The sequence below is a fragment of the Aeromonas sp. TECH754 genome (assembly GCF_056279295.1).
This window is the reverse complement of record NZ_JBWBRA010000001.1, coordinates 4,195,086-4,217,832: the sequence shown is the minus strand read 5'-3', so window position 1 is coordinate 4,217,832 and position 22,747 is coordinate 4,195,086. Positions and strand designations below refer to the sequence as shown.

The window sequence follows — 22,747 nt, the reverse complement described above, 5'->3', positions numbered from 1 at the left end:
CTACTGCCGCCCCCCCGGCTCAGGCCGCCTTGGGTTTGGCGGGTTTCTTGCCCGTGCTTTTACGGGGCGTGCTGCCTGTACCCGCACTGGCGCCGCTCTTGCTGCTCTTGCCGCGAGCAAAGCGACGCTTGTCTGCACCTGCGGCCGCCTTGGGCAGGGAGCTGAAACTGGCCCCGGAATCCTGCCTTGCCCCCTCGATAAGGCCATTCAACTGCTCGGTAAGCGGCCCCATAAACTGCTGGTAGCTGGCGCGACGCTCGGCGATCTGACCGAGGTGTTGCTCCCAGAGCGCCGTCATGTCCGGGGTGGTGGCGCTGGCAGGCAACGCCAGGATCAGCGCCCGCCCGGTGGGGGTGGCCTTGATGCTCTTGCCCTGGCGCACCAGGAAGCGGCGCTTGAACAGCAGATCTATGATGCCGGCCCGGGTCGCCTCGGTGCCGAGGCCGTCGGTCTCGCGCAGGGTCTTGCGGATCTCGGGATCCTGCACGTAGCGGGCGATGCCGGTCATGGCGGCCAGCAAGGTCGCATCGGTGAATGCCTTGGGGGCCTGGGTCATCTTCTCCAGCAGCTCGCCCCGTTCGCACGACAGTTGCTCCCCCTGGCGCAGGGCTGGCAGGGTGCCCGCCTCGTCGTCTTCATCCTCTTCGACGCCCAGCAGTGCCTTCCAGCCGGCCTTGAGGATCCGCCGCGCCTTGGCCTGAAACAGGCCACCGGCGATGCGCAGCAGCACCTTGCTGTCGTTGTACTCGAACGGCGGGTAGAACTGCAGCAGATACTGGCGGGCGACCAGGCCGTAGATCTTGCTCTCATCGGCACTGAGGCTGGCCTCGTTGCCCCGCTTCTCGGTGGGGATGATGGCGTGGTGGGCATCGACCTTGCTGTCGTTCCAGGCCTTGCTGCGGATGCTGCCGTCTGCCTCGCTCACCGCCTTGGCGAGGGTAGGCGCGGTGGCGGCGATGGCGTCGCGCACCTGGGACGCCCGGTTGAAGTGATCCCCCGGCAGATAACGGCTGTCGGAGCGCGGATAGGTGATGAGCTTGTGGCGCTCGTAGAGTCCCTGGCAGATATCCAGCACCCGCTTGGCATCCATGCCAAAACGCTTGGCGGCATCGATCTGCAGGCTGGAAAGGTTGTAGGGCAGCGGCGCCGCCTGCTTGCGGGCCTGCTCTTCCACCGCCTCCACCAACGCGGGTTGGCCGCCGATCCGCTCCACCACCTTGGCGGCCAGCGCCCGGTTGAGCACCCGTCCCTCCTCATCCTGCCAGGGAGCACAGGCCTCTGATGGCAACCACTTGGCGCTGAACCGCTCGTTGCCCTGGGTCACCACCTGGGCCAGCACCTCGAAGAAGGGCTTGGGCACGAAGGCGTCTATCTCCAGATCCCGCCGCACCACCAGCCCCAGCAACGGGGTCTGCACCCGGCCGACCGACAGCAGCTCGCTGCAGCCACCCTTGCGGCCGAGCAGGGTGTAGGCGCGGGTCATGTTGATGCCATAGAGCCAATCGGCGCGGCTGCGAGCCAGGGCCGACACCGCCAGCGGCACGAACTCCTTGTTGTCTCTGAGCTTGTCGAGGGCACGGCGTACCGCCGGCGGGTTGAGATCGCTGATGAGGCAGCGTTGTACCGGTTTGGCCTTCGGATAGCCGAGAAAATCGATCACCTCGTCCACCAGCAACTGCCCTTCCCGATCAGGGTCACCGGCATTCACCACGCAATCGGCCTGCTTGATGAGCCGCTTGATGGCAGTGAGCTGGGTCCTGGTCTTGGGCTTGGCCACCAACTGCCATTGCTCGGGGATGATGGGAAGCGACTCCATGCGCCACTGCTTGTAGGCGGCGTCATAGGCATCGGGCTCCGCCTGTTCCAGCAGGTGACCGATGCACCAGGTCACTACGTCGCCCCCGGCGGTCTCGATGAAGCCCTCCCCCTTCTTGTGGGGCTTGGGCAGGGCGTCGGCGATGGCGCGGCCCAGGCTGGGTTTCTCGGCGATAAAGAGTCGCATGGTTGGCACACCTGAATACTGTATATGTGAACAGTATATATCGAGCCTTTTGTAAATCCCAAGCCCTGCCCGCTCAGGGCCCAGCCCTGGTCACAGAGCGCGTCACGTTAGGTGCCGCACCATTTTCAACACTATGGATATGGCTTTGCCGACAAAATGAGTGTCAAATAAGGCCGAACCAACAAAGTCAATGATTTGAAATCGATTTAAATTCATACTTTAAGCTTTAAATAAAATTTAAAGCGTAATTAATATCAATTAAAGAATAAAAAACATAATTAAGGTCAATTCCTCGTTCACCATAACTACTACTATATTGGTAATACTCGATTCATAGGGAACTGCCGCCATGCTTGGAAAAATGTTGAGAAAGTCCTGGTTCTGGCTCCTGCTGCTCGGAGCCCTGCTGGGCGTGGCGGCGCTGGGGGTCACCGTTACCGTACTGCACAAGACCAGCTCCACCGAGTTCTGCGTCTCCTGCCACAGCATGCAGACCCCGCTCGCCGAATATCAGGGCAGCGTGCACTTCCAGAACGTGAAGGGGATCCGGGCCGAGTGTGCCGACTGCCACATCCCCAATGAACCCGCCTCCTACTTGTGGACCAAGATCCGCGCCGTGAAAGATATCTACCACGAGGCCCTCGGCACCCTCGACACACCGGAGAAATACGAGGCACGCAAGCTGCACATGGCCCAGACCGTCTGGGATCAGCTCAAGGCCAACGACTCGGCCACCTGCCGCAGCTGCCACAGCTACGACGCCATGGATATCCTGGCCCAGCGCCCGAACGCGCGCGCCGAGCACCCGGTCGCCATCAAGGAAGGCCAGACCTGCATCGACTGCCACCGCGGGGTCGCCCACATCATGCCGGACATGAGTGAGCTGGCCGCCGCCGGCGCCAGTGAACTGGCTGCCGCCGCCGCACAGACCCCGGCCAGCGTCACCACCCGTTATGCCATCGCCACCACGCCGCTGTTCCTCGATGCCAAGGCCAGCACGGACGAGGGCACCCTGATGCCATCCACCCGGGTCGAGATCCTGGCCAACGACAACGGCCGCGTCCAGGTGCGGATCGAAGGCTGGCAACAGGACGGGGTGAGCGAGGTGTTCTACGCCGCCCCCGGCAAGCGGATCCTGAGCGTGCTGGTCGGCGACGCCGCCAGGCAGGCGCTGGTCACCGGCAAGAGCGAGACCGATGCCGCCACCAACCTCACCTGGCATGAGGTCAAGCTGACTGCCTGGGTGGATCAGAGCCAGCTCATCGGCGATCAGGGCAAGCTGTGGCAATACGCCTCCACCCTGATGTCCAACAACTGCACCGGCTGCCACGGCCTGACCGCGCTGGATCACTTCAATGCCAACCAGTGGATTGGCGTCATCAAGGGCATGGAATCACGCACCTCTCTCACCCCGGAGCAGGCCCGCATGCTGACCCAATACGTGCAGAAGAACGCCAGCGACATGAGCGCGGCCCACTGAGGCAGGAACAGAGGAATTTCCTATGACTTTTTTCAATGACCAAGACACCAATCTGTCCCGCCGCAGCCTGCTCAAGGGGTTGGGTGCCTGCGCCGCCCTGCCGCTGCTGGCCGGGATCTTCCCCAAGCATGCGCTGGCGCAGGCCATCAGCACGGCGCTGGAGCAGTTCCCCACCCTGGTGCCGGCCCAGAAGGGCATTCTCACAGGTGCCCACTGGGGAGCCTTTGAGGCCATCGTCGCCGACGGTCGCATGGTGCGGGTACAACCGGTCGCCGACGACCCGGCGCCGAACGATCTCATCGACATGGCCCCGTTCCAGGTTCATGCCAAGAACCGCATCAAGTACCCCATGGTGCGCAAGAGCTGGCTGGAGCATGGCCCCGGTGCCAGCCCCGAGCTGCGCGGTGCCGATGAATGGGTGCGGGTGAGCTGGGAGCAGGCCATCGCCCTGGTCGCCGGCGAGATCAAGCGGGTGCAGACCGATTTCGGGCCCCAGGCCATCCACGCCGGTTCCTACGGCTGGAAGAGCGTGGGCATGTTCCACAACAGCCGCACCCTGCTGCACCGCTTGATGAACCTCTCCGGCGGCTTCACCGGCTACGCTGGCGACTACTCCACCGGCGCGGCCCAGGTGATCATGTCCCATGTGATGGGCTCCATCGAGGTGTACGAGCAGCAGACCGCCTGGCCGAACGTGGTCGAACACGCGGAACTGGTGGTGCTGTGGGGGGTCAACGCCCAGGTGACCCTGAAGAACAGCTGGAACATGCCGGATCACGAGGGTCAGGCCGGCTTCAAGGCGCTGAAAGAAAAGGGCACCCGCATCATCAGCATCGATCCCGTCTACAACGAGACCGCCAAGCTGGCAGGGGCCGAGTGGATAGCGCCGAACGCCTACACCGACGTGGCCATGATGCTGGGGGTGGCTCATACCCTGTATAGCGAGCAGAAACACGATCAGGCCTTCCTCGATCGCTACAGCGTCGGCTTCGACAAGTTCCTCGCCTACCTGCTGGGCAAGGACGATGGCCAGCCGAAGAGCGCCGAGTGGGCCGCCACCATCTGCGGTGTCGAGGCCAAGGTGATCCGCCAGCTGGCCCTCGACATGGCATCCAAGCGCACCATGATCATGGCGGGTTGGGGCATGCAGCGGCAGCATCACGGCGAGCAGCCGAACTGGATGCTGGTCACCCTGGCCGCCATGCTGGGCCAGATCGGCCTGCCGGGGGGTGGCTACGGCTTCAGCTACCACTACTCCTCCGGCGGCAGCCCGACCGCCAAGGGCGGTATCCTGGCCGGCATCTCGGCCGGCAATGCACCGCAGAACAGCCCGGCGCCGATCCCGGTGGCCCGCATCGCCGATTGTCTGGCCAACCCCGGCAAGACCATCGACTTCAACGGCCGCAAGCTGACCTACCCGGACATCAAGCTGGTGTACGTGGCGGGCGGCAACCCCTTCCACCACCATCAGGACACCAACAACCTGCTGCAGGCCTGGCGCAAGCCGCAGACGGTGATAGTGCACGAGCCTTACTGGACCGCCACCGCCAAGCACGCCGACATAGTATTGCCGGTGACCACCAGCTACGAGCGCAACGATCTTGAGATGGGGGGTGACTACTCCCAGCGCTACGTGTTCCCCATGCACCAGTGCGTACCGCCCCAGCACGAGGCACGCAACGACTTCGACATCTTCAGCGCCGTCGCCGCCAAGCTCGGCCTGCAGGAGGCCTATACCGAGGGTAAGGACGAGACCCTGTGGCTCAAGCAGATGTACGACGGCATGGCCGCCCAGGCACGGGGCGCCAAGGTGGCGTTGCCGCCGTTCAACATGTTCTGGGAGTCCAACAACTACATCCGCTTCCCCATCCCGGAGGCGAATCGCCAGTGGATCCGTCACGCCGATTTTCGCGAGAACCCGCTGCTCAACCCGCTCGGCACCCCGTCCGGCAAGATCGAGATCTTCTCCAATACCATTGCTGGCATGAACTATGCCGACTGTGCCGGCCACCCCAAGTGGTATGAGCCCAAGGAGTGGACCAAAGGCGAGCAGGCCGGCCGTTATCCGCTGTCGCTGAACACCTCCCACCCGACCCAGCGGCTGCACTCCCAGCTGGACAACACGCCGCTGCGGGACAAGTTCGCCGTCGCCGATCGGGAGGCCATCCTGATCCACCCGGACGACGCCAAGGCCCGGGGCATAGTGGAAGGGGACCTGGTGCGCGCCTTCAACGAGCGCGGCCAGATCCTGGTGGGCGCCCTGATATCGAAGGACATCCGCCCCGGGGTGGTGCGCGTCTGCGAGGGGGCCTGGTTCGATCCGGCCAAGCCGGGCGAGGTCGGCTCCATCTGCAAGAACGGCAACATCAACTGCCTGACCTTCGACGAGGGCTCCTCCAGCCTGGCCCAGGGCAACTGCGGTCACATGGCCCAGTTGCAGATCGAGAAGTACAGCGGGCCCGAACTGCTCAACACCGCCCATGCCGTCCCCGCCAACGCTTGAGTGAGCGGTTGACCAACAAAAACGGCGCCATTTTGGCGCCGTTTTTTTATTTATCACTGTTGTGGAGGTCCGAGAGCCGTTCAGCAGCTCTTAGTTTCACCATATAGTTCGCTAGTATTTAGCAAAATACATGTCACTCATCGATTAGAAATCGCCTTCGACCATATATTCTTCCGCACATTCCACCAGCTGCGGCCAGAGATCCTCCGGCACCCAGGCTTCGGGATCGTCCTCATCGCCATCGTATTGGGTCCAGAAGAAGGCACGCAGCCCGCTGGCGAAGTCGTCGCTGATCTCCGCCAGCTCGGACAGCGGCCCCAGCCAGGCGATGCGGCGCAGGCCGGAAGCGAGATCGTTGATGGCATCCATCAGACCGCGATCATCCTGGCTCTGCTCCACCAGCAGGGTGAAGCGCTCGCGCGCACTCTCGGTCTGATCCTCATCCAGCTCACCCGCGTCGGCCAGCAGCTCGACGAAGTCTTCCAGCAAGAATTCGATCAAGGATGCCCTGTCCTCGAACCACTGGAGTTGGGCGCCCTTGGTGCCCAGCACCGAGGCATCGAATGAATCATCGAGATGGCACAGTGCCCATGGATCGTCAGTCATTGCTACCCTTCCTACCACTTGAAATAAGGACCATATCTTAAGCCTAGCTCTCGACCCATGCCACCTTGGGCAGCGACAAAGGGCAAGACAGTCCGGCATGTAGCCTGTCGCATGATGAGACGGCGTTGCTAGCTCTCCACCCTGGCGACCTTGGGCAACGACAAAGAAGCGGCAAGACCGCCCAGCTCCGCTCGTCCCATGATGAGACTGCCTCTGTAGGCTTCCGCCAGGTCTGACACTATGTTGAGACCCAGGCCCGAGCCCGGCACCTTCTCGTCGAGCCGCACCCCGCGCAGCACCGCCTTGGCGATCTGATCCTCGCTCATGCCGGGGCCGTCATCCTCGATGCGCAGGGTGATCCAGCCCCCCAGCTCGGCGCTGGAGATCCGCAACTGGAGACGGGACCACTTGAAGGCGTTCTCCAGCAGGTTGCCCACCATCTCGTCGAAGTCCTGCTCCTCCACCCCGACCGCCAGGTTGGCCGGCACCTGCAAGTCCACCTCCTTGCCCGGATAGAGGCGGGAGAAGGCGCGGCAGATGTACTCCACCCGCGCCCGCACCGGCGTCGAGACGCCCAGGATCTTGGCGGCGCCAGTCACCCGCGCCTTGCCGAGGTGATAGTCGATGTGGCGCTGGATCTGGTCGAGCTGCTCGCCGATGGCGGCCTGATCCTCGGGGGGCAACTGGGCCACCTGATTGCGCATGATGCTGAGCGGCGTCTTGAGGGCATGGGCCAGATTGCCGGTGTGGGAGCGGGCCCGCTGCAGCAGCTCGCCGTAGTGGTGCAGCAGCCGGTTGATGTCCTCCACCAGCGGCTGGATCTCCAGCGGGTAGCGCAGCCGGAAGCCCTCCTGATGGCCCTGATGCACCCGACTCAGCTCACGGCGCAGCAGATGCAGCGGTCGCAAGCCATAGATGATCTGGAACATGAAGCCCAGCACCAGGCCGGTGGCGGCAAAGCCCAATCCCAGGAACAGGCTGATGCGGGTCTTCTTCAGGGTCTGGGTCAGGGCGCTGCTGTCCTTGGCCATCGCCAGGGTAAACACCCGATCCGAACCCGGCAGCAGTATGGTGCGGGTCATGATCAGCAGCGGCTCCTTGTTGGGCCCCTTGCCGACGAACAAGTCCGGATCACCGAAGGCCGACTTCAGACCATGGGTGTCCAGATGGGCATCCCACAGGGAGCGGGAGCGACTGATCACCTCCCCTCCCAATTCCAGCTGCCAGTAGTAGCCGGAGTAAGGTTGCAGATAGCGGGGGTCTGCCATGGGCTCGGTGGCCAGAGGCAGACCGTTGGGCTGGATCTCGAGACGAGAGAGCAGATCGTAGAGCTGCAACCGCAGGCCATCGGCCTCCGCCTCCTGCCAGTAGTTGCGCATCATGGTCTGCAGGCTGAAGCCGGTAGCGAACAGGAACAGACCGCACCAGACCATGGCGATGACCACCAACCGCCCCCGCAGGGTACGCACCAGCCTCATTCAGCGGCTCTCCGTGCGACTCTCACCCCTTGTTGGCTCATTCGTTGATCCGGTATCCAAGACCGCGCACCGTCTCGATCAGATCGGCATGGGTCTTCTTGCGGATCCGGCCAATGAACACTTCCACCGTGTTGGAGTCGCGGTCGAAATCCTGGGCATAGATGTGATCGATGAGCTCGCTGCGCGACACCACCTTGCCCCTGTGCTGCATCAGGTAGCCCAGCACCCGGAACTCGTGGGCGGTCAGCTTGATGGGGGTGCCCTCGTACCAGACCTGGGAGGCCGCCATGTCGAGCCGCACCCCGCCGATCTCGAGGATCGAGCTGGCATTGCCCGCCGCCCGCCGCACCAGGGCATGGACCCTGGCCACCAGTTCGGCGACCTGGAACGGCTTGGTAAGGTAATCGTCGGCACCGGCGTTGAGCCCCTCGATCTTCTCGTGCAGCTGACCGCGGGCGGTCAGCACCAGCACCGGGGTGTCGATCCCCTTGCTGCGCCACTCTTTCAGCACGCTCAGGCCATCCCGGCCCGGCAGGCCGAGATCCAGGATGATGGCGTCATAGGGTTCGGTCTCGCCGAGGAAGCCGGCTTCGTTGCCATCGTGGCAGAGATCGGTCACGAAACCGGACAGGCGCAGTTGTTCGGCCAGCTGGCCCGCCAGGGTTTTCTCATCTTCAACTATCAGAATGCGCATGGTTTTCATCCAAAATGGGGGCTGTTGCTAGCGGCAGCATCGACGCAATGCCAGTCTGCCGACACAGATCCTGAGTCACCGCGTTGGCGGCGGTGGAAGCCACTCGGCCTCACTCTTCTTCCGGTGGCGGGAGAGGCTCAAATAAACGCTCCAGATGATGCCCTTTTAGCCACACCATCTCCAGATTGTCGGCGCGGTAGCCCACCTTGATCACACTGTTCTCGCTGTCGATGAGCTTGAGCTCATACAACCAGACACCATCTTCCTCTCCCAGGTCGACGCGCAGTACGCGCACCGGCAGGCGGGAAGCCACCTCCATCAGCTCATGAAAAGGTCTGATCCGCCCCTCGCTGACTGCCTGCTGCAGCAAGGCCTCGTTCGGCTGGACCGCCTGCGCCAGCAACGGCAGCAGCAGTCCAAACAGGGGCAGCGCTCTATTCATGGATGATTCATCTCTCAAAACCTAACATAATGCCGTTTATAGTGTGCCAGCCATGAATCCGGAATGAATATGATCCCACGCAGTATCCTGCTGATCCTTTGTCTCTTTTCCACCTTTGGCTGGGCGGTGCAGACGCGCCTCGACATGCCGGGGCTGGTCAAGATGCTGCTGGCACAAGGTTACCACGACATTCGGGAAGTCGAGCTGGAAGGTGACAGATTCGAGGTCAGCACCTTCGATGCCAAGGAGCAGAAGGTGCGGCTCAGCGTCGATGCCTACACCGGGGAAATCACCCAGCAAAAAGAGGCCGATTAGGCCTCTTTTTTGTCAGGTGCGATCCATGCCGCCGAGCGGGGCACTGGTCTCTTTCAAGCGCTGGCGTTTCTGCTGCCACTGTCGCCAGGGCCGCAACAGCTTGTCACGCCGCGGCACCAACAGGGCGCAGGCCAGCAGCAGGTAGATGAGGGGCTCCTGCCAGCCGCTCTTGACCGACCACCAGTAGTGGATCGGCACCAGCAGGGCCACCGCATAGATCCAGTTGTGCAGCTTCTGCCAGCTCGGCCCCATGGCCCGCAACAGGGTCGGGATCGAGGTCAGACTCAGCGCCGCCAGCAGCAGCAAGGCCGTCGCCCCCACCACTATGTAGCTGCGCTTCACCAGCTCGCCGCCGATCAGTCGCCAGTCGAACTGCAGGTCCAGCCCCAGCCACACCATGAAGTGCAAACCAGCCCAGGCCGCGCACCAGAGCCCGAGGGGACGGCGCAGCTTGATGAGCTGCCCCTGTCGCCAGCGCTTGGCGAGCGGCGAGATGAGCAGGGTCAGCAACAGCAGATGCAGCGCCCCCTTGCCGAGGTAGTGGGTCAGCCCCTGTACCGGGTCTCCCCCCAGCAGCCCCGCCGGCACCGCATAGCCCAGCCAGAGCAGGAACCCCAGCGAGCCCAGATGCACCAGCGCACGCAGCATGCTGATGTGACGGTTGGTCAGTCTCAGTGCCATGAATTCGATTCCCTCTTTAGTCCACTTGAAGAACCTGTTCACGATCTGTCGCGAGAGGTCGGAAGCAAGGTGAAGAGCAGCGCAGGAACCGGAGCGTATAGACATACGTGAGGATTCCGAGCAGCGCATGAGCCTTGATCACGGCCTCGCAGTAAGAGCGTGCGCTGGTTCTCAATACCATTTGCGCAGATCCATGCCCTGGTAGAGCGAGGCCACCTCGTCACCGTAGCCGTTGAACGGCAGGGTGGGTTGGCGCTTGGCGACGAAGATGCCCCCCTCGCCGATGAAGCGCTCGCTGGCCTGGCTCCAGCGCGGGTGATCCACCTGCGGATTGACGTTGGCATAGAAACCATATTCGTTCGGTGCCAGCAGATTCCAGGTCGTCGGCGGCATCTCCTCCACCAGCCGGATGGAGACGATGCTCTTGATGCTCTTGAAGCCGTACTTCCAGGGCACCACCAGCCGGATCGGCGCCCCGTTCTGGGCCGGCAGCGTCTTGCCATAGAGCCCCATCGCCAGGAAGGAGAGCGGGTGCATCGCCTCATCCATCCGCAGTCCCTCTACATAGGGATAGTCGATGCCGCCACCGAGGCTGTCGGATGCCTGTCCCGGCAGCTGTTTGGGGTCGTAGAGCGTCTCGAACGCCACGAACTTGGCCCGACTGGTCGGCTCGGCGCGGCGGATGAGGTCGGCCAGCGAGATACCGCTCCAGGGCAGCACCATGGACCAGGCCTCCACGCAGCGCAGCCGGTAGATGCGCTCCTCCAGCTCGGTCTTGTTGATGAGATCCCACACATCCAAGGTGAAGGGCTTGGCCACCTCCCCCTCCACCTTCAGGGTCCAGGGCTCGGGCTTGAGGTAGTGGGCATTGCGCGCCGGATCCCCCTTGTCGGTACCGAGTTCATAGAAGTTGTTGTGGGTGGTCGCTTTCTCCAGCGGCGTCAGAGTCACCCCGTCCGGCCGGGTCGCGGCCTTGTAGTTGAGCGGCTTGGTGGCGGGAGCCGGAGCCGGCTCTTCGGTGGAGAACAGGTCCAGCAGACTGGCCTGAGCGGGGAAGGCCAGGCTGGCGGTACCCACCCCCAATCCCAGTCCCAAGCCTTTGAGAATGAGGCGGCGATCCTGATAGATGGCTTCCGGGGTGACATCCCGTTCGGTCGGATGAAGAGGGTTCGAGTGCTTGATAAACATGAAAAACTCCCGGGGCTGTGAGGCAACATTCATAAGACCGGCCCCGGCGAGGTTTTATTTCAAGGGATTACATCATCTGATGCAGCGGCAGCGCCTTGGCCATGGTACCGACCAGGAACAGCAGGATGAACACCAGCAGAGGAACGATCACGTTTGGCACCATCAGACTCACTCCATGAGCAGGACAGGGCCTCTAACTATGGTCCAGGGCTCAAGACGCCACCAATGAATTTTTTTCGCGAGCGCAAGCGTATTCCCGAGTTGAAAAGAGTGACCAAGATCACACACAATCCGGCCCCTGCTTGCCGCCCCCACTCCGAGGGGTAGGCTGCCTGCTTTTCCAAATTCAACCACTGAGAGTCATGCCATGAGCCCATTGATCGCCATCGCCATCACGACCGGGATCCTCTCCGCCGTCTGGGGCGGATTGGCAGCCGCCCTCGGCCTCATCTCCTGGGTCGGCTTCCTCGGTTGCACCAGCTACTTCGCTTCGAGCGGCGGCTACAAGGCGCTGCTGCAAACCTTGCTGTGCAATGCGAGCGGCATGCTGTGGGCGCTGCTGCTGATCCACGGGGAACACTGGTGGGGAGCCGGCATGGCGGGCTATCTGATGACAGGGGTGGTGGCGACGCTGATGTGCGCCCAGGCCAAGCAGCGTTGGCTCGGCTACATCCCCGGCACCTTCGCCGGTTGCTGTGCCACCTTCGGGGCAGCCGGAGAGTGGCGGCTGATCCTGCCTTCCCTCGTCATCGGTGCCTTGTTTGGCTACCTGATGAAGGCGAGCGGGCTCTGGCTCTCCCGCAAGACCCAGGCCACCCCGGGCGTCACCGATCCCGCTTGATCCTGCCCGGTGCTGATTAGCAAAACGGCCTGACCACCCCCGTGGTCAGGCCGTTTGCTTTCCGCCCTTCGGATCAGCTCTTCAGCTTGAAATTGGCGGCTTCTATGCTGTGCCGATTCAACAGCTTGTAGAAGTCGGTACGGTTGCGCCCCGCCATGTTGGCCGCCAGGGTCACGTTGCCCTCGGTGGTGCGCAGCAGGCGGATCAGATACTCCTTCTCGAACTCGGCGCGGGCCTCGTTGAACGAGGGGATGCCGCCGACCCCGCCACTCAGCGCCGACTCCACCATGGCGGCCCCGATCACCGGGCTGCAGCAGAGGCTCGCAAGCTGCTCCACCACCCCGCACAGCTGGCGCACATTGCCGGGCCAGGCCGCTGCCGCCAGCAGGGCCAGCGCCTCCGGCGAGAAGCCGAGGGCGGCGCAGTTGTCATGGCGGCTGCGATAATCGTCGAGCGCCTGACGGGCGAGCAGCGGTATGTCCTCGCTGCGGGCGCTGAGGGGTGGCAGGGTGATGTTCGCCACGTTGAGGCGATAGAAGAGATCCTCCCGAAACCGCCCCTCCTCCATGGCCGTGACCAGATCCTGATGGCTGGAGCTGATGACCCGCACCTCGGCGGTACCCTGGCCGTATTCCGCCAGCACCTGCAGCAACTTGGCCTGCAACGACTCCGACAGATTGCCTATCTCGTCCAGGAACAGGGTGGCGCCTTTGGCCTCGGCAAACAGACCGGACTGGCCGTCTTCGCCAAACAGTTGCAGATCCAGCACCGGCCAAGGCAACGCGGCGCAGTTGATGGTGTGCAGCGGCTTGTCCCGTCGGCTGCTGGCCTGATGCAGCGCCTGGCTCATCACCCCTTTCCCCGAGCCGGAAGGCCCCAGAATCAACACCGGCACCTCCATGGCGGCGATGTTGCTCGCCTGGATCAGCAACTGCTCCATCTGCGGATTGCGGGTCAGGATGAGTGACTGCCACTCCTGCTGCTGTTTGGGGCGGGTCAGGCTCAGGGCATGCTCGATGGTGACCAGCAGCTCATCCTTGTCGATGGGCTTGGTGAGGAAGCTGAATACCCCGGAGCGGGTCGCCTGGATGGCATCCGGGATGGTGCCGTGGGCGGTCATGATGATGACCGGCATGCCGAGCCACTGAGCCTGGATCCGCTCGAACAGCGCCAGCCCGTCCATGCCCCCCATGCGCAGATCGCTGAGCACCAGATCGGCACGCTGCTGGCGCAGCCTGTCCAGCGCCCCTTCGGCGCTGTCGGCGGTGTCCACCTCGTAACCCTGGCTGCGCAGGCGCATGCTCATCAGCTTGAGCAGGCTGGCATCATCATCGACCAGCAGAATGCGACTCATGCTTGTACTCCTTCCGCGCCCGGGGCGGCATTGGCCGCCATCCCGGTCGTCATGGCTTGGCCCCACCATTGAGCTTACGCTGATTCAGCTGCTCGTCGATGGCGGTGAGCTGTTCGATCTGGCGGCGCAGTCGCTGCACCTCCTGACTCTGATCATCGCGCTGGCTGTCGCGGGCCAGCAGCTCCTCACCGAGGGCGATCCAGCTGCGCAGGAAGGCCTGGGCATCCAGCCCGAGTTCGGGCAGCAGGGACTTGAGCCGATCCAGCCCGGCCCGGCGGTTCGCCACCGATTCGGACGGATGAGTGTTGACCATGGCCAGGCTGACCCGGCTCTCGAGATCGGTGGCACCGCTCAGACGCTGGCGCTCCTGCACCCGTTGCTGGGGGTGGCTGGCCAGCAGCCAGTCCGAGTATTGCAGGCGTACCTGCATCTCTTTGTTGGCAAATTCCATTCGCTTGGCGACAGCCTGATCCGAGGGGTCCGTCAGACCGGAGGTCGGCAGCAGGGAGCAGCCTGCGAGCAGGTTCATCATCAATACGGGAACAATAAATCGTTTCATCATGGGCTTCATTTCAGATCCAGCTGAACGCAGGCATCGCCTGCTCGTCTTCAATCGATGTCATGGCCTCATCCGGGCTCGTCGCCGACACCCAGGGTCGTCTCATCTCGGGCCTCACGGCAGATCCATCTGAACGCAAACAACAGCTTGCTCGTCTTCAATCAATGTCGTGGTCCACCCAGCCGTCGCTGGCGCCCCGGGCTCTATTTCAGCTCCAGCCGGAAGCAGACATCGGCCTGCTCGTCGTCGATCAGCCTCAGCTCGCCCCCCAGGCTCATCGCCGATTCGCGGGCGATGGAGAGGCCCATGCCGGAGCCTTTCAACAGGCCATGGCGCACCGTGCTGCCCTGCTCGAACGGCTCGAAGATCCGCTCCCGCTCGGCCAGCGGGATGCTGGGGCCCTCGTTGGCCACTTCCAGCCAGCTGCCATTGGCATCCTGACCGGCGCGGATCCAGACCCGACCGCCCTTGGCGCCGTAGCTGACCGCGTTGGAAAACAGGTTGTCGAGGATGAGGCGCAGGCGATAGGGCTCAGCCTGCAGGATGATGGGCTCGGACGGCAAGTGTACACTGATTTGCTTGGATTCCAGCGCCAAGCGGTATTCTGCCGACAGTTCGAGCAGCAAGGGCGTCAGCGGCACCGGCACCAGGCTGAACGCCTCCTGCTGGCTGAGGCGGTTGAAGTCGAGCAGGCGCTCGATCAGGGTCTGCAGCCGGCGGCTGTTCTCCTCCAGCATCTGGCAGATCTCCTGCTGGTCGCCGTTGAGCGGCCCCATCAACTGTTCAGACAGCAGATCCGCCCCCTCTCTCAGCACCGCCAGCGGCGTCTTCAGCTCGTGGGAGACGTGGCGCAGGAACTGATACTTCTGCTGCTCCAGCTCCTTCAACTTGTCGTGCAGCCAGCCGATCCGCTCCCCCAGCAGCACCAGCTCGGCGGGGCCGTCCACTGGCCGCGGGTCCGGTTCTATACCGGCGCCCAGGCTCAGGATCCGCGACTCAATCTGACGCACGGGGTGGATGATAAGGTAGGTGAACAGCAGGATCAGCAGCAGGCTGAGCACTGCCACGAAACCGCTGATCCACCAGATCTCCGTTCTCAGCTCGGCGATGGCCGCCCGCATCCGCACCACGTGATCATCCACCTGGCTGCGGGTGATCACCTCCAGCTGCTGGTTGGACTCGTTGAATCGGTCGAACTGGGGGCTGGTCGCCTCGGCCTTGGCCTTGCTCAGCTCCTGCAGGCTGTCAAGCCAGCTCAGGGTGGTCTCGAGATCGGCATAGACGGCGGCATCCGGGATGGATTGCCGATGGGTGGCGAGCAGCTCGCGATAGCCCGCCAGCTGCTGGCGATAGGTGTCGAGAATGCGCGCATCTCCCAGCACCGCATAACGGCGCAGGGTACGTTCCAGATCGACGGCCTGGGTGGTGAGCAGAGTCGCCCGGCGGGTATCCCGGACCGCGCGCTCCACCTCGTCGCTGGTCAGCTGGCTCAGGTGGGAGAGGGCCTGGCTGTCGTGCCAGATCATGCCTCCCAGCGGCATCAGTACCAGCACGAAGCCCATCAATACCACCTGGAGCAGGGAACGCGGCCGTACCTTGGTCATCTCGAACTGTCTCTTGCTTCATCTTGGGGGGCCAGCATATCCGCACTCCCCCAAAAAGCAAAACCGGCCAACTGGCCGGTTCCATTGCATTCGGGATCAGGCTTCACGCCAGACCGACGGACACCACACAGATGATCAGGATCATGGCCAGGGCCCCGGAGGCGGTCAACAGCGCCCATTTCAGCTCCACACTCATACAACCTCCTTTTCTGCCGATCAGCGTTGGATCACAAGAATGGGATCACAACAGATAAAACTATGTTAATTCATAGTAAATCTGATAACCGTGAGCTGCGTATATATTTCAGATGAGCCCAACCCAAGGAAATGGAAAGCATGTTCTACCTCTGTAGCATTGGATCGAATCTTGACCCCGCCCAGCACGTCAGCCAGGCCGTGGGCGAGCTGCTGGCACGCTTCGGCCATCTGCGTCTGAGCTCGGTGATCCAGACCAAGCCGGTGGGCATGCGCTCGCGCCACGACTTCTTCAACTGCCTGCTCGTGGTCGAGAGCGAGCTCTCGACGGCCCAGCTGAAGGCCGAGTTCGTCACCATGGAGCTGGCCCACGGCCGGGATCGCAGCAACCCGCTGTGCAAGGTGACGGACCGACCGCTCGACATCGACATCCTGACCAGCGGCCCTCACGACAGCTTCGCCACGGCCGAGGTGGACGCCTATCTCGGCGAGCTGCTGGCCGAGCTGTATCAGCACGGCGCGGTACGGGCGCACAGGGTGGCGCTGCGCCTGCCGACCAGCAAGGTGTTTGCCGAACAACTCTTTGGCAACGGCAGCGTCGAGCTCTGGTCCCATGGCGATGACCGCCAGGCGCTGGGCAGCCAGCCCCCGGCGGTGGATCCCCGTCCCGTCCCACCCCGTCATCAGTAACCTGGGTGACGACCAAGGGCCGGCCAGCCTCCACCCGATTCCGTTTTCCCTCGTCGTCGGCAGCCTGACGGCCTAGATGACAGCGAGGGCCCGGCCACCATCGACCCTGATGCTGGCCCCGGTCATGTAGTCGTTCGTCATCAGCAGGCTGACCGCCTGCCAGATGGGCGCCAATCCTCCCTCTTTCGCCAGCGGCGTGCGGGCCAGCACCTGCTGGCGCCACGCCTCCCCATGCTCGTCGAGAAACAGGATGGGGCCGGGCTCTATGGTATTGACCCGCACCGCGGGGGCCAGCTCGCGGGCGAAGCTCATGGCCAGCGAATGGGCGCCCGCCTTGGTGGCCACATAGGCGGCGAACTGGGGCGCCGGAGCGTGGATGTAGATGTCGGTGATGTGGATGATGCCGGCGTTGGGCTGGCACGCCAGCCGGGACGCCAGCGCCCGGTTGAGCTGGAACGGCGCCGCCATGTGTACCCGGTAGAACTGCTCGAACTGCTCGAGCTGCGCCATCGGCTCCGCCGCCTGTGGCTCAAACGCCGAGGCGTTGTGGATGATCAGCGCCAGATCCTCGTGGGCGGCCAGCGCCGCGATCAGCCGTGAGACATCCCCCTCTTTCGCAAAATCCGCCTGTACCAGCTCCACCCCCAGGGCTCGCAGCTGCGCCAGCTCGGGCCGTTCGCTGCGATAGCTGCCCGTTACCTGCCAACCCGCGGCCACCAGCTGCTCGCACAGGTAAAAACCCAGTCGACGGCCACAACCCGTCACCAATGCACGCATACCCTCTCCTTGTTGTCAGGCCGCACGGGCCCTGTCCACTTGTTCCATGCCAGCCGGGGCAGATCGGTTAAAGCTGATAACGCCCGCGGTCGCCGATATCGAAATGCAGGGGCATGCGCCACTTGGCCAGGCATAGCAGGCAGAGCAGCAAGCCGCTCACCAGGGCCACCAGGGCACCGGCCCACTCCAGCCGGACCCATTCCAGCAGCCACAGCAGGGGCAGCAGCAGCGGCAACAGCCGGATGCCCGGGATGGCGAAGCAGAATTGCTCCTTGAAGGCCAGGCCGGACAATGTGGCCAGGGCCGCCCCCAGCAGCAGGGCATCCGGCGCACCGCACGCAGCCAGCAGCAGGCCGCCCCACCCCAGCCCCTGCAGGATAAACCGGATCCGTTTGTCATAGATGTGCAGGCAGAATCCGCACAGACCACTCGCGACCACCAGCCCCATCAACCACAGCCGTGTTGGCAAAAGATCCTGCCCAATCAACAAGCTAACTCCTCGACACAACAGCAGCAAAGCTGCCAGACTCAGACCGAGACGATAGAGACAGACCGAGACCTTGTCGATGCCGTCCAGTTCGCTTTCAATTTCAGGATTCGCCATTCGGAGTCGCCTCTGTGAGATGTCTGCCGGTCACTATACCGAAATGATCGTAAGCCTGCCCCGTGCGCACAGGAGATGTGATTTGCGACGCTTGCTGCTGCTCTGTCTGTTACTGCCTTGCTGGCTGCCGGCCAAGGAGCTGGTCATCGGCGGCACCCTGGAGCCGCCCCTGAAGTGGCTGGATGAGGGCGGTCAGCCCCGCGGACTGGATGTGGATCTGGTTACCGCCATCTTCGGCACGCTCAAGGTGCCCATCCGGATAGAGCTGATCGATTCCGGCGCCCGCCTCACCCGCGGGGCCGAGACCGGTGTTTACGATCTGGTGATGACCCACTCCTACAAGCCGGAGCGAGAGGCCTACCTGCTCTACCCGAAGCAGGCCCATCTGCGCCACAGTTGGCACTTCTTCGTGCGCAAGGAGGACACGGGCAAGATCCACTACGAACAGCTCAGCGATCTCAAACCCTGGCGCATCGGCATCACCCGGGATTTCTCCTACACCCCCGAGCTGATGGCCGCCATGACCGAGCCCGGCTATCAGTTTCAGGAGATCCCCATCAATGCGCTGCAACTGCGCAAGCTGATCGCCGGGCGCATCGATACCGTTCCCCTGCCGCTGGTCACCGCCTTCGCCCAGATCAAGCAAGAAGGGCTGGAAGGGCGGTTAGACTACCTGCCCACGCCGCTCAAGACCGGCCTCTACTACAGCGTCTGGACCAGGGCCCGGGCCGATGCCGACACCCCGGCGCTGATGGCGGCCTACGACACCGAGCTGCTGCGCATGAAGCAGGATGGCCGCCTCAAGACGCTCTACGACAAGTACGGCATCCCCTATGTCGCCCCCTGATCCCGGCGCTGGCAGCCCGGGTTCAGGGTTTCAGTCCGATTGAGGCAGTTTTTTATACTGAATTAAAGTGATTAATGATCCCATTTAATCCGCAAAACACTACTTGATTAGAGTGTTTCACTGCCTCGATCGGCCACCACCGCCAGGGTCACCTCCCATCAGGCGGAGTCTCGTCCTCTGATCCCCGTCTCGTCCCCCTCAGGACTGCGCGTCTCCCAGGCGCGAGCTTGGTAGCGACACCAATGGCTCCCCCCCCCCAACGGCCCCTTGACCGACCTCGACGCCCATCAGGGCTTCACATCCCTCAATATCGGGTTCTGCAACGAGATCAGGGTTTCCGTGGACTGGATCTCGTCGATGGTTTGGATCTTGTGGATCAGCACCGTCTGCAGCTCGTCGATGGAGCGGGTCATCACCTTCATGAAGATGCTGTAGTGACCCGTGGTGTAGTAAGCCTCCACCACCTCGTCCAGCGCCTGCAACTTGGCCAGCGCCGAGGGGTAGTCCTTGGCACTCTTGAGATTGATGCCGATGAAACAGCAGACGTCATAACCCAGCTTCTTCGCATTCACCTGCACCCGGGTCCCCTCGATGATCCCCGCCTGCTTCATCTTCTCCACCCGCACGTGGATGGTGCCCGGGCTGACCGCCAGTTGTTTGGCCAGCTCGGCATAGGGGATCCGCGCATTGTCCATCAGGGCGGTGAGGATGGCCTGATCGAGATTATCGATCCGATAATTTTCTGGCACTTTTTCGCACTCCCGTTGACGATATCTCAGTAACTCGTCGGTTATTTTGAAGAAAAAAACACACAAAGCCTATTTCTATTATCGAATATTGAATTTAGTGCATGTTCTGTTGAAGAATCGCCACATCCAACGAGTTTTAGACAGGTATTCACCATGAAACAGCACTACATTCGCAGCCAACAGCAGATCAGCTTCGTCAAAGAGATGTTCTCCCGCCAACTCGCCCAGCAGCTCGGTCTGATGGAGGTGCAAGCCCCCATCCTGAGCCGGGTCGGTGACGGCACCCAGGACAACCTCTCCGGCTGCGAGCATGCGGTGCAGGTCAAGGTGAAGACCCTGCCGGAGCACAGCTACGAGGTGGTGCACTCCCTGGCCAAATGGAAGCGCCAGCTGCTGGGCCGCGTCGGCTTCGGCCCGGGCGAGGGCATCTACACCCACATGAAGGCGCTGCGCCCGGACGAAGACCGGCTCACCCCCATCCACTCGGTCTACGTGGATCAGTGGGACTGGGAGAAGGTGATGCCGAGCGAGCGCCGGGATCTGGCCTACCTGCAGGAGACGGTGCGCGGCATCTGGACCGCCATCAAGGCCACCGAGCGTGCGGTCTGCGCCGAGCACGAGATGACCCCCTTCCTGCCGGGCGACATCCAGTTCCTGCACAGCGAAGAGTTGCTGACCCGTTACCCGGATCTCGACGCCAAGGGCCGCGAGCGCGCCATCGCCAAGGAGCTGGGGGCCGTGTTCCTCATCGGCATCGGCGGTGACCTGTCCCACGGCGAGCGCCACGACGTGCGCGCCCCCGACTATGACGACTGGAGCAGCCAGAGCGAACTGGGTCTGGCCGGCCTGAACGGCGACATCCTGGTGTGGAACCCGGTGCTGCAGGATTGCTTCGAGCTCTCCTCCATGGGGATCCGGGTGGACGCAGCCGCACTGCGTCGCCAGCTCGCCACCACCGGCGACGAGGATCGTCTGCAATACGACTGGCACCAGGCGCTGCTGGCGGGCGAGATGCCGCAGACCATCGGTGGCGGCATCGGCCAATCCCGCCTCGCCATGCTGCTGCTGCAAAAGGAGCACATCGGTCAGGTACAGGTCGGCGTCTGGCCGGCCGAGATGAAGGCCAGCATCCCGGGCATGCTGTAAGCGAATGGCTGTCACCGTATTCGGCGGCGCCGGATGCGGTATGAGTTGTGGCGGTTCGGGATGAGAGAGCGCATCCCGGACATGCTGTAAGGAGAGTGGGCACCCACAGTGGCCCTCTTCGACATCGGGGCTTGCCCTGCGACCCGCTCAACCCACCTCAGGTCGCCTCACTACATTCCTCTCGGCAATCTTCGGATTGCCGCTTTTTTTATCCTCCCCACCTGATTCAAGCCAAGAAAAAAGGGGCCCAGGCCCCTGTTTTCATTGCACGTTACCTCAGTAAGCTTCGCTGCCCAGCAGGTGGCCATCCACAGGCGAGGCCAGCCCGTACTGGGAATACTTGCCGTGATACTCCCTGGTGGTCTGGCCAAGATCCCCCTTGAATCGGGGATCTTGCGGCCGCTCCTGGCTGTTGATGTAGAAAGAGACGTCCCAGGCCTGCTGATCGCTCAGGCTCCCCCCCTGGGAGAGCGGCATGTTGCTCTTGATGAAGGCGGCGGCCTTGTCGATGCCGTGCATACCCGCCCCCCAGTTGTAGCTCTCCTTGCCCCACAGCGGCGGGAACACATGTCGCCCGGCGACCTGCTTGCCCTCACCTGAGGCACCGTGACAATCGGCGCAGCGTTCCCCATAGACGGCCTGACCGCGCTGGAAGTCGGGCGCCTTGGGGGGCTTCGCCACCGCGAAGAAGTTGCGGCCCGGCAACTTGTCGCTGATGGGCGCCCCGCTCGCCAGCCAGTAGGAGTAGGCCACCAGATCGCGAATTTCCTGGCTGTCATAGGCCGGCGGCTCGCCCCCCTTGGCGTTCATCGAGAACAGGAAGCAGCCCTGCAACCTGTCCTCATAGGTGTTCACCTTGTTGTTCTTCTTGCGATAGGCGGGATACGCAGGATAGGCCCCCCACAGCGGGCTGGCGCCGGCAATGATGCCGCCGCCCAGATGGCAGTTGCTGCACTGCAGGGCATTGTTCGGCTGGCCCTGGCCCTTGAGCTGCTGGGTATTGACGAACAGGCTGTAGCCACGCTTGATGGCGGCCCCCATTTCGCCGTCCGGCACCTTCGACCAGTCGGGCACCTGATGATACTGGCCATCCGGCGCCTTCTCGCCGAGGGGCACGCTGAACTGATCATCGAAAGTCTCGGCCTGAGCCAGACCCACCAGCAGGCAGGTCAACAGATAGACAGCTTTCATTTCGCCACCCCCAGCGCCGCAAAGTAGTTGGCCACCGCATCCACCTCGGCATCGCTCAAGGCCTTGGCAATCGCAGACATGGAGCCCATGGCCCCCTCTGGACGCTTGTTCGTCTTCCAGTAATGCAGCTGACGTTTGAGGTAGGCGGGATCCTGACCGGCGAGGCGCGGAAACAGCGGGCTCACGCCGACACCGCTCGGCCCATGGCAGGCAACGCAGGCGGGCAAGTTGCGATCCGGCTTGCCGGCCAGGGCCAACCGCTCACCGGCCTCCATGTCCCCCGGCCACTTGTCGCCGCTCCAGTGCAGCGGGACTGTCTTGGCCTCGGCCTGGCTGGCGAAGTGCTTGGCGGCGCGAGCAATCTGATCGTCGCTGAGCTGATAGATGATGGGGTTCATGAAGTCGCTGACCCGCTTGCCACTGCGAAAGGCCCTCAGCTGTTCGCTCAGATAGGTTTCGGATTGTCCCCACAGGTTGGGAATATTCGGCTCCTTGGGGACGCCATTCATGCTGTGGCAGGTGGCGCAGATCTCGGGCACGTCCTGGATGGTTTGTGCCGCCAGTACCCACTGGGGGCTCAGGCTGGCCAGGAGCAAGACGAGTGAGCAGGGTATTTTCATCGGCAAAGGATCCCTCTTCTGAAAATAACAACATAGCCATTAGTGGTTTACAGAGTAGCATCCTTGCCTGATGAGGCAAAAAATGGTCTCTTTCGGCGCTTCAATAGCGGTGAAGATACAAAAACGCCAGCCCGAGGGCTGGCGATTCGCACAGAACAGTGTCCCGAGCGCCACCTACTGA

General features: G+C 62.9%; 23 protein-coding genes. 7 read left to right on the top strand and 16 right to left on the bottom strand.

Annotation, left to right across the window (positions count from 1 at the left end; all coding sequences use genetic code 11):
• Window positions 1-19: 19 nt before the first annotated feature.
• Window positions 20-2,002, bottom strand: coding sequence for a DNA topoisomerase III (locus ACZ9IL_RS19300; RefSeq protein WP_476004914.1), 1,983 nt, complete (start codon window positions 2,000-2,002; stop codon window positions 20-22).
• 349 nt (window positions 2,003-2,351) lie between these two features.
• On the opposite strand from ACZ9IL_RS19300, the gene ACZ9IL_RS19295 reads away from it, so the two are divergent.
• Window positions 2,352-3,482, top strand: a complete 1,131-nt coding sequence (locus ACZ9IL_RS19295) for a NapC/NirT family cytochrome c (protein WP_476004913.1) — start codon at window positions 2,352-2,354, stop codon at window positions 3,480-3,482.
• A 22-nt stretch (window positions 3,483-3,504) separates the two neighbouring features.
• Window positions 3,505-5,985 (top strand): trimethylamine-N-oxide reductase TorA, encoded by a 2,481-nt coding sequence (gene torA, locus ACZ9IL_RS19290; RefSeq protein WP_476004912.1) that lies wholly within the window; start codon window positions 3,505-3,507, stop codon window positions 5,983-5,985.
• A gap of 144 nt (window positions 5,986-6,129) precedes the next feature.
• Here torA and ACZ9IL_RS19285 read toward each other — a convergent pair whose 3' ends face one another.
• From ACZ9IL_RS19285 to ACZ9IL_RS19270, 4 genes are all read right to left on the bottom strand, one after another.
• A complete protein-coding gene (locus ACZ9IL_RS19285) occupies window positions 6,130-6,591 on the bottom strand; it encodes a hypothetical protein (RefSeq protein WP_042644464.1) in 462 nt (153 codons plus the stop codon).
• Between the two features lie 128 nt (window positions 6,592-6,719).
• Window positions 6,720-8,069, bottom strand: a complete 1,350-nt coding sequence (locus ACZ9IL_RS19280; RefSeq protein WP_476004911.1) for a sensor histidine kinase — start codon at window positions 8,067-8,069, stop codon at window positions 6,720-6,722.
• 37 nt (window positions 8,070-8,106) lie between these two features.
• On the bottom strand, window positions 8,107-8,763 hold the full coding sequence (locus ACZ9IL_RS19275) for an AHA_4052 family stress response regulator transcription factor (RefSeq protein WP_005306366.1): 657 nt from the start codon (window positions 8,761-8,763) through the stop codon (window positions 8,107-8,109).
• Between the two features lie 109 nt (window positions 8,764-8,872).
• The gene (locus ACZ9IL_RS19270; protein ID WP_476004910.1) at window positions 8,873-9,205 is read right to left on the bottom strand and encodes a PepSY domain-containing protein; all 333 of its coding nucleotides are present in this window, start codon (window positions 9,203-9,205) and stop codon (window positions 8,873-8,875) included.
• A gap of 63 nt (window positions 9,206-9,268) precedes the next feature.
• Here ACZ9IL_RS19270 and ACZ9IL_RS19265 point away from each other — a divergent pair, with 63 nt between their 5' ends.
• The gene (locus ACZ9IL_RS19265) at window positions 9,269-9,520 is read left to right on the top strand and encodes a PepSY domain-containing protein (protein WP_476004909.1); all 252 of its coding nucleotides are present in this window, start codon (window positions 9,269-9,271) and stop codon (window positions 9,518-9,520) included.
• Window positions 9,521-9,532: 12 nt separating this feature from the next.
• Here the strand turns inward: ACZ9IL_RS19265 and msrQ are convergent, their stop codons facing one another.
• Both msrQ and msrP read right to left on the bottom strand, forming a co-directional pair.
• Window positions 9,533-10,201: a protein-methionine-sulfoxide reductase heme-binding subunit MsrQ gene (gene msrQ, locus ACZ9IL_RS19260; protein ID WP_476004908.1), complete on the bottom strand. Its 669-nt coding sequence runs from the start codon at window positions 10,199-10,201 to the stop codon at window positions 9,533-9,535.
• Between the two features lie 171 nt (window positions 10,202-10,372).
• The gene (msrP, locus tag ACZ9IL_RS19255) at window positions 10,373-11,389 is read right to left on the bottom strand and encodes a protein-methionine-sulfoxide reductase catalytic subunit MsrP (protein ID WP_476004907.1); all 1,017 of its coding nucleotides are present in this window, start codon (window positions 11,387-11,389) and stop codon (window positions 10,373-10,375) included.
• Between the two features lie 367 nt (window positions 11,390-11,756).
• Between msrP and ACZ9IL_RS19250 the strand changes: the two genes are divergently transcribed.
• Entirely contained in the window at window positions 11,757-12,230 is a 474-nt protein-coding gene (locus ACZ9IL_RS19250; protein ID WP_476004906.1) for a DUF1097 domain-containing protein, read from the top strand.
• 73 nt (window positions 12,231-12,303) lie between these two features.
• Here ACZ9IL_RS19250 and ACZ9IL_RS19245 read toward each other — a convergent pair whose 3' ends face one another.
• From ACZ9IL_RS19245 to cydH, 4 genes are all read right to left on the bottom strand, one after another.
• Complete coding sequence (locus tag ACZ9IL_RS19245; RefSeq protein WP_476004905.1) at window positions 12,304-13,584, bottom strand: sigma 54-interacting transcriptional regulator; 1,281 nt, start codon at window positions 13,582-13,584, stop codon at window positions 12,304-12,306.
• Window positions 13,585-13,633: 49 nt separating this feature from the next.
• Window positions 13,634-14,143 carry a hypothetical protein gene (locus ACZ9IL_RS19240; protein WP_476004904.1) on the bottom strand — a complete coding sequence of 170 codons (510 nt, stop codon included), beginning with the start codon at window positions 14,141-14,143 and terminating at the stop codon, window positions 13,634-13,636.
• Between the two features lie 203 nt (window positions 14,144-14,346).
• Window positions 14,347-15,747, bottom strand: coding sequence for a sensor histidine kinase (locus ACZ9IL_RS19235; protein WP_476004903.1), 1,401 nt, complete (start codon window positions 15,745-15,747; stop codon window positions 14,347-14,349).
• Between the two features lie 103 nt (window positions 15,748-15,850).
• The gene (gene cydH, locus ACZ9IL_RS19230; RefSeq protein ID WP_005306410.1) at window positions 15,851-15,943 is read right to left on the bottom strand and encodes a cytochrome bd-I oxidase subunit CydH; all 93 of its coding nucleotides are present in this window, start codon (window positions 15,941-15,943) and stop codon (window positions 15,851-15,853) included.
• A gap of 140 nt (window positions 15,944-16,083) precedes the next feature.
• Here cydH and ACZ9IL_RS19225 point away from each other — a divergent pair, with 140 nt between their 5' ends.
• On the top strand, window positions 16,084-16,632 hold the full coding sequence (locus ACZ9IL_RS19225) for a 2-amino-4-hydroxy-6-hydroxymethyldihydropteridine diphosphokinase (RefSeq protein ID WP_476004902.1): 549 nt from the start codon (window positions 16,084-16,086) through the stop codon (window positions 16,630-16,632).
• A gap of 72 nt (window positions 16,633-16,704) precedes the next feature.
• Here ACZ9IL_RS19225 and ACZ9IL_RS19220 read toward each other — a convergent pair whose 3' ends face one another.
• Both ACZ9IL_RS19220 and ACZ9IL_RS19215 read right to left on the bottom strand, forming a co-directional pair.
• Window positions 16,705-17,409 (bottom strand): SDR family oxidoreductase, encoded by a 705-nt coding sequence (locus tag ACZ9IL_RS19220; RefSeq protein ID WP_476004901.1) that lies wholly within the window; start codon window positions 17,407-17,409, stop codon window positions 16,705-16,707.
• Window positions 17,410-17,476: 67 nt separating this feature from the next.
• Window positions 17,477-18,013, bottom strand: coding sequence for a DUF2301 domain-containing membrane protein (locus ACZ9IL_RS19215; protein WP_476004900.1), 537 nt, complete (start codon window positions 18,011-18,013; stop codon window positions 17,477-17,479).
• Window positions 18,014-18,095: 82 nt separating this feature from the next.
• Between ACZ9IL_RS19215 and ACZ9IL_RS19210 the strand changes: the two genes are divergently transcribed.
• Window positions 18,096-18,860, top strand: a complete 765-nt coding sequence (locus ACZ9IL_RS19210; RefSeq protein ID WP_476004899.1) for a substrate-binding periplasmic protein — start codon at window positions 18,096-18,098, stop codon at window positions 18,858-18,860.
• A 287-nt stretch (window positions 18,861-19,147) separates the two neighbouring features.
• Here the strand turns inward: ACZ9IL_RS19210 and asnC are convergent, their stop codons facing one another.
• A complete protein-coding gene (gene asnC, locus ACZ9IL_RS19205; RefSeq protein WP_042870194.1) occupies window positions 19,148-19,609 on the bottom strand; it encodes a transcriptional regulator AsnC in 462 nt (153 codons plus the stop codon).
• A 153-nt stretch (window positions 19,610-19,762) separates the two neighbouring features.
• Between asnC and asnA the strand changes: the two genes are divergently transcribed.
• Window positions 19,763-20,755 (top strand): aspartate--ammonia ligase, encoded by a 993-nt coding sequence (gene asnA / locus ACZ9IL_RS19200; protein WP_476004898.1) that lies wholly within the window; start codon window positions 19,763-19,765, stop codon window positions 20,753-20,755.
• Between the two features lie 276 nt (window positions 20,756-21,031).
• Here asnA and ACZ9IL_RS19195 read toward each other — a convergent pair whose 3' ends face one another.
• Both ACZ9IL_RS19195 and ACZ9IL_RS19190 read right to left on the bottom strand, forming a co-directional pair.
• The gene (locus tag ACZ9IL_RS19195; RefSeq protein WP_476004897.1) at window positions 21,032-21,946 is read right to left on the bottom strand and encodes a c-type cytochrome; all 915 of its coding nucleotides are present in this window, start codon (window positions 21,944-21,946) and stop codon (window positions 21,032-21,034) included.
• Window positions 21,943-22,566, bottom strand: coding sequence for a c-type cytochrome (locus ACZ9IL_RS19190; RefSeq protein WP_476004896.1), 624 nt, complete (start codon window positions 22,564-22,566; stop codon window positions 21,943-21,945). Before ACZ9IL_RS19190 ends, ACZ9IL_RS19195 begins: the two co-directional genes overlap by 4 nt.
• Window positions 22,567-22,747 lie beyond the last annotated feature (181 nt).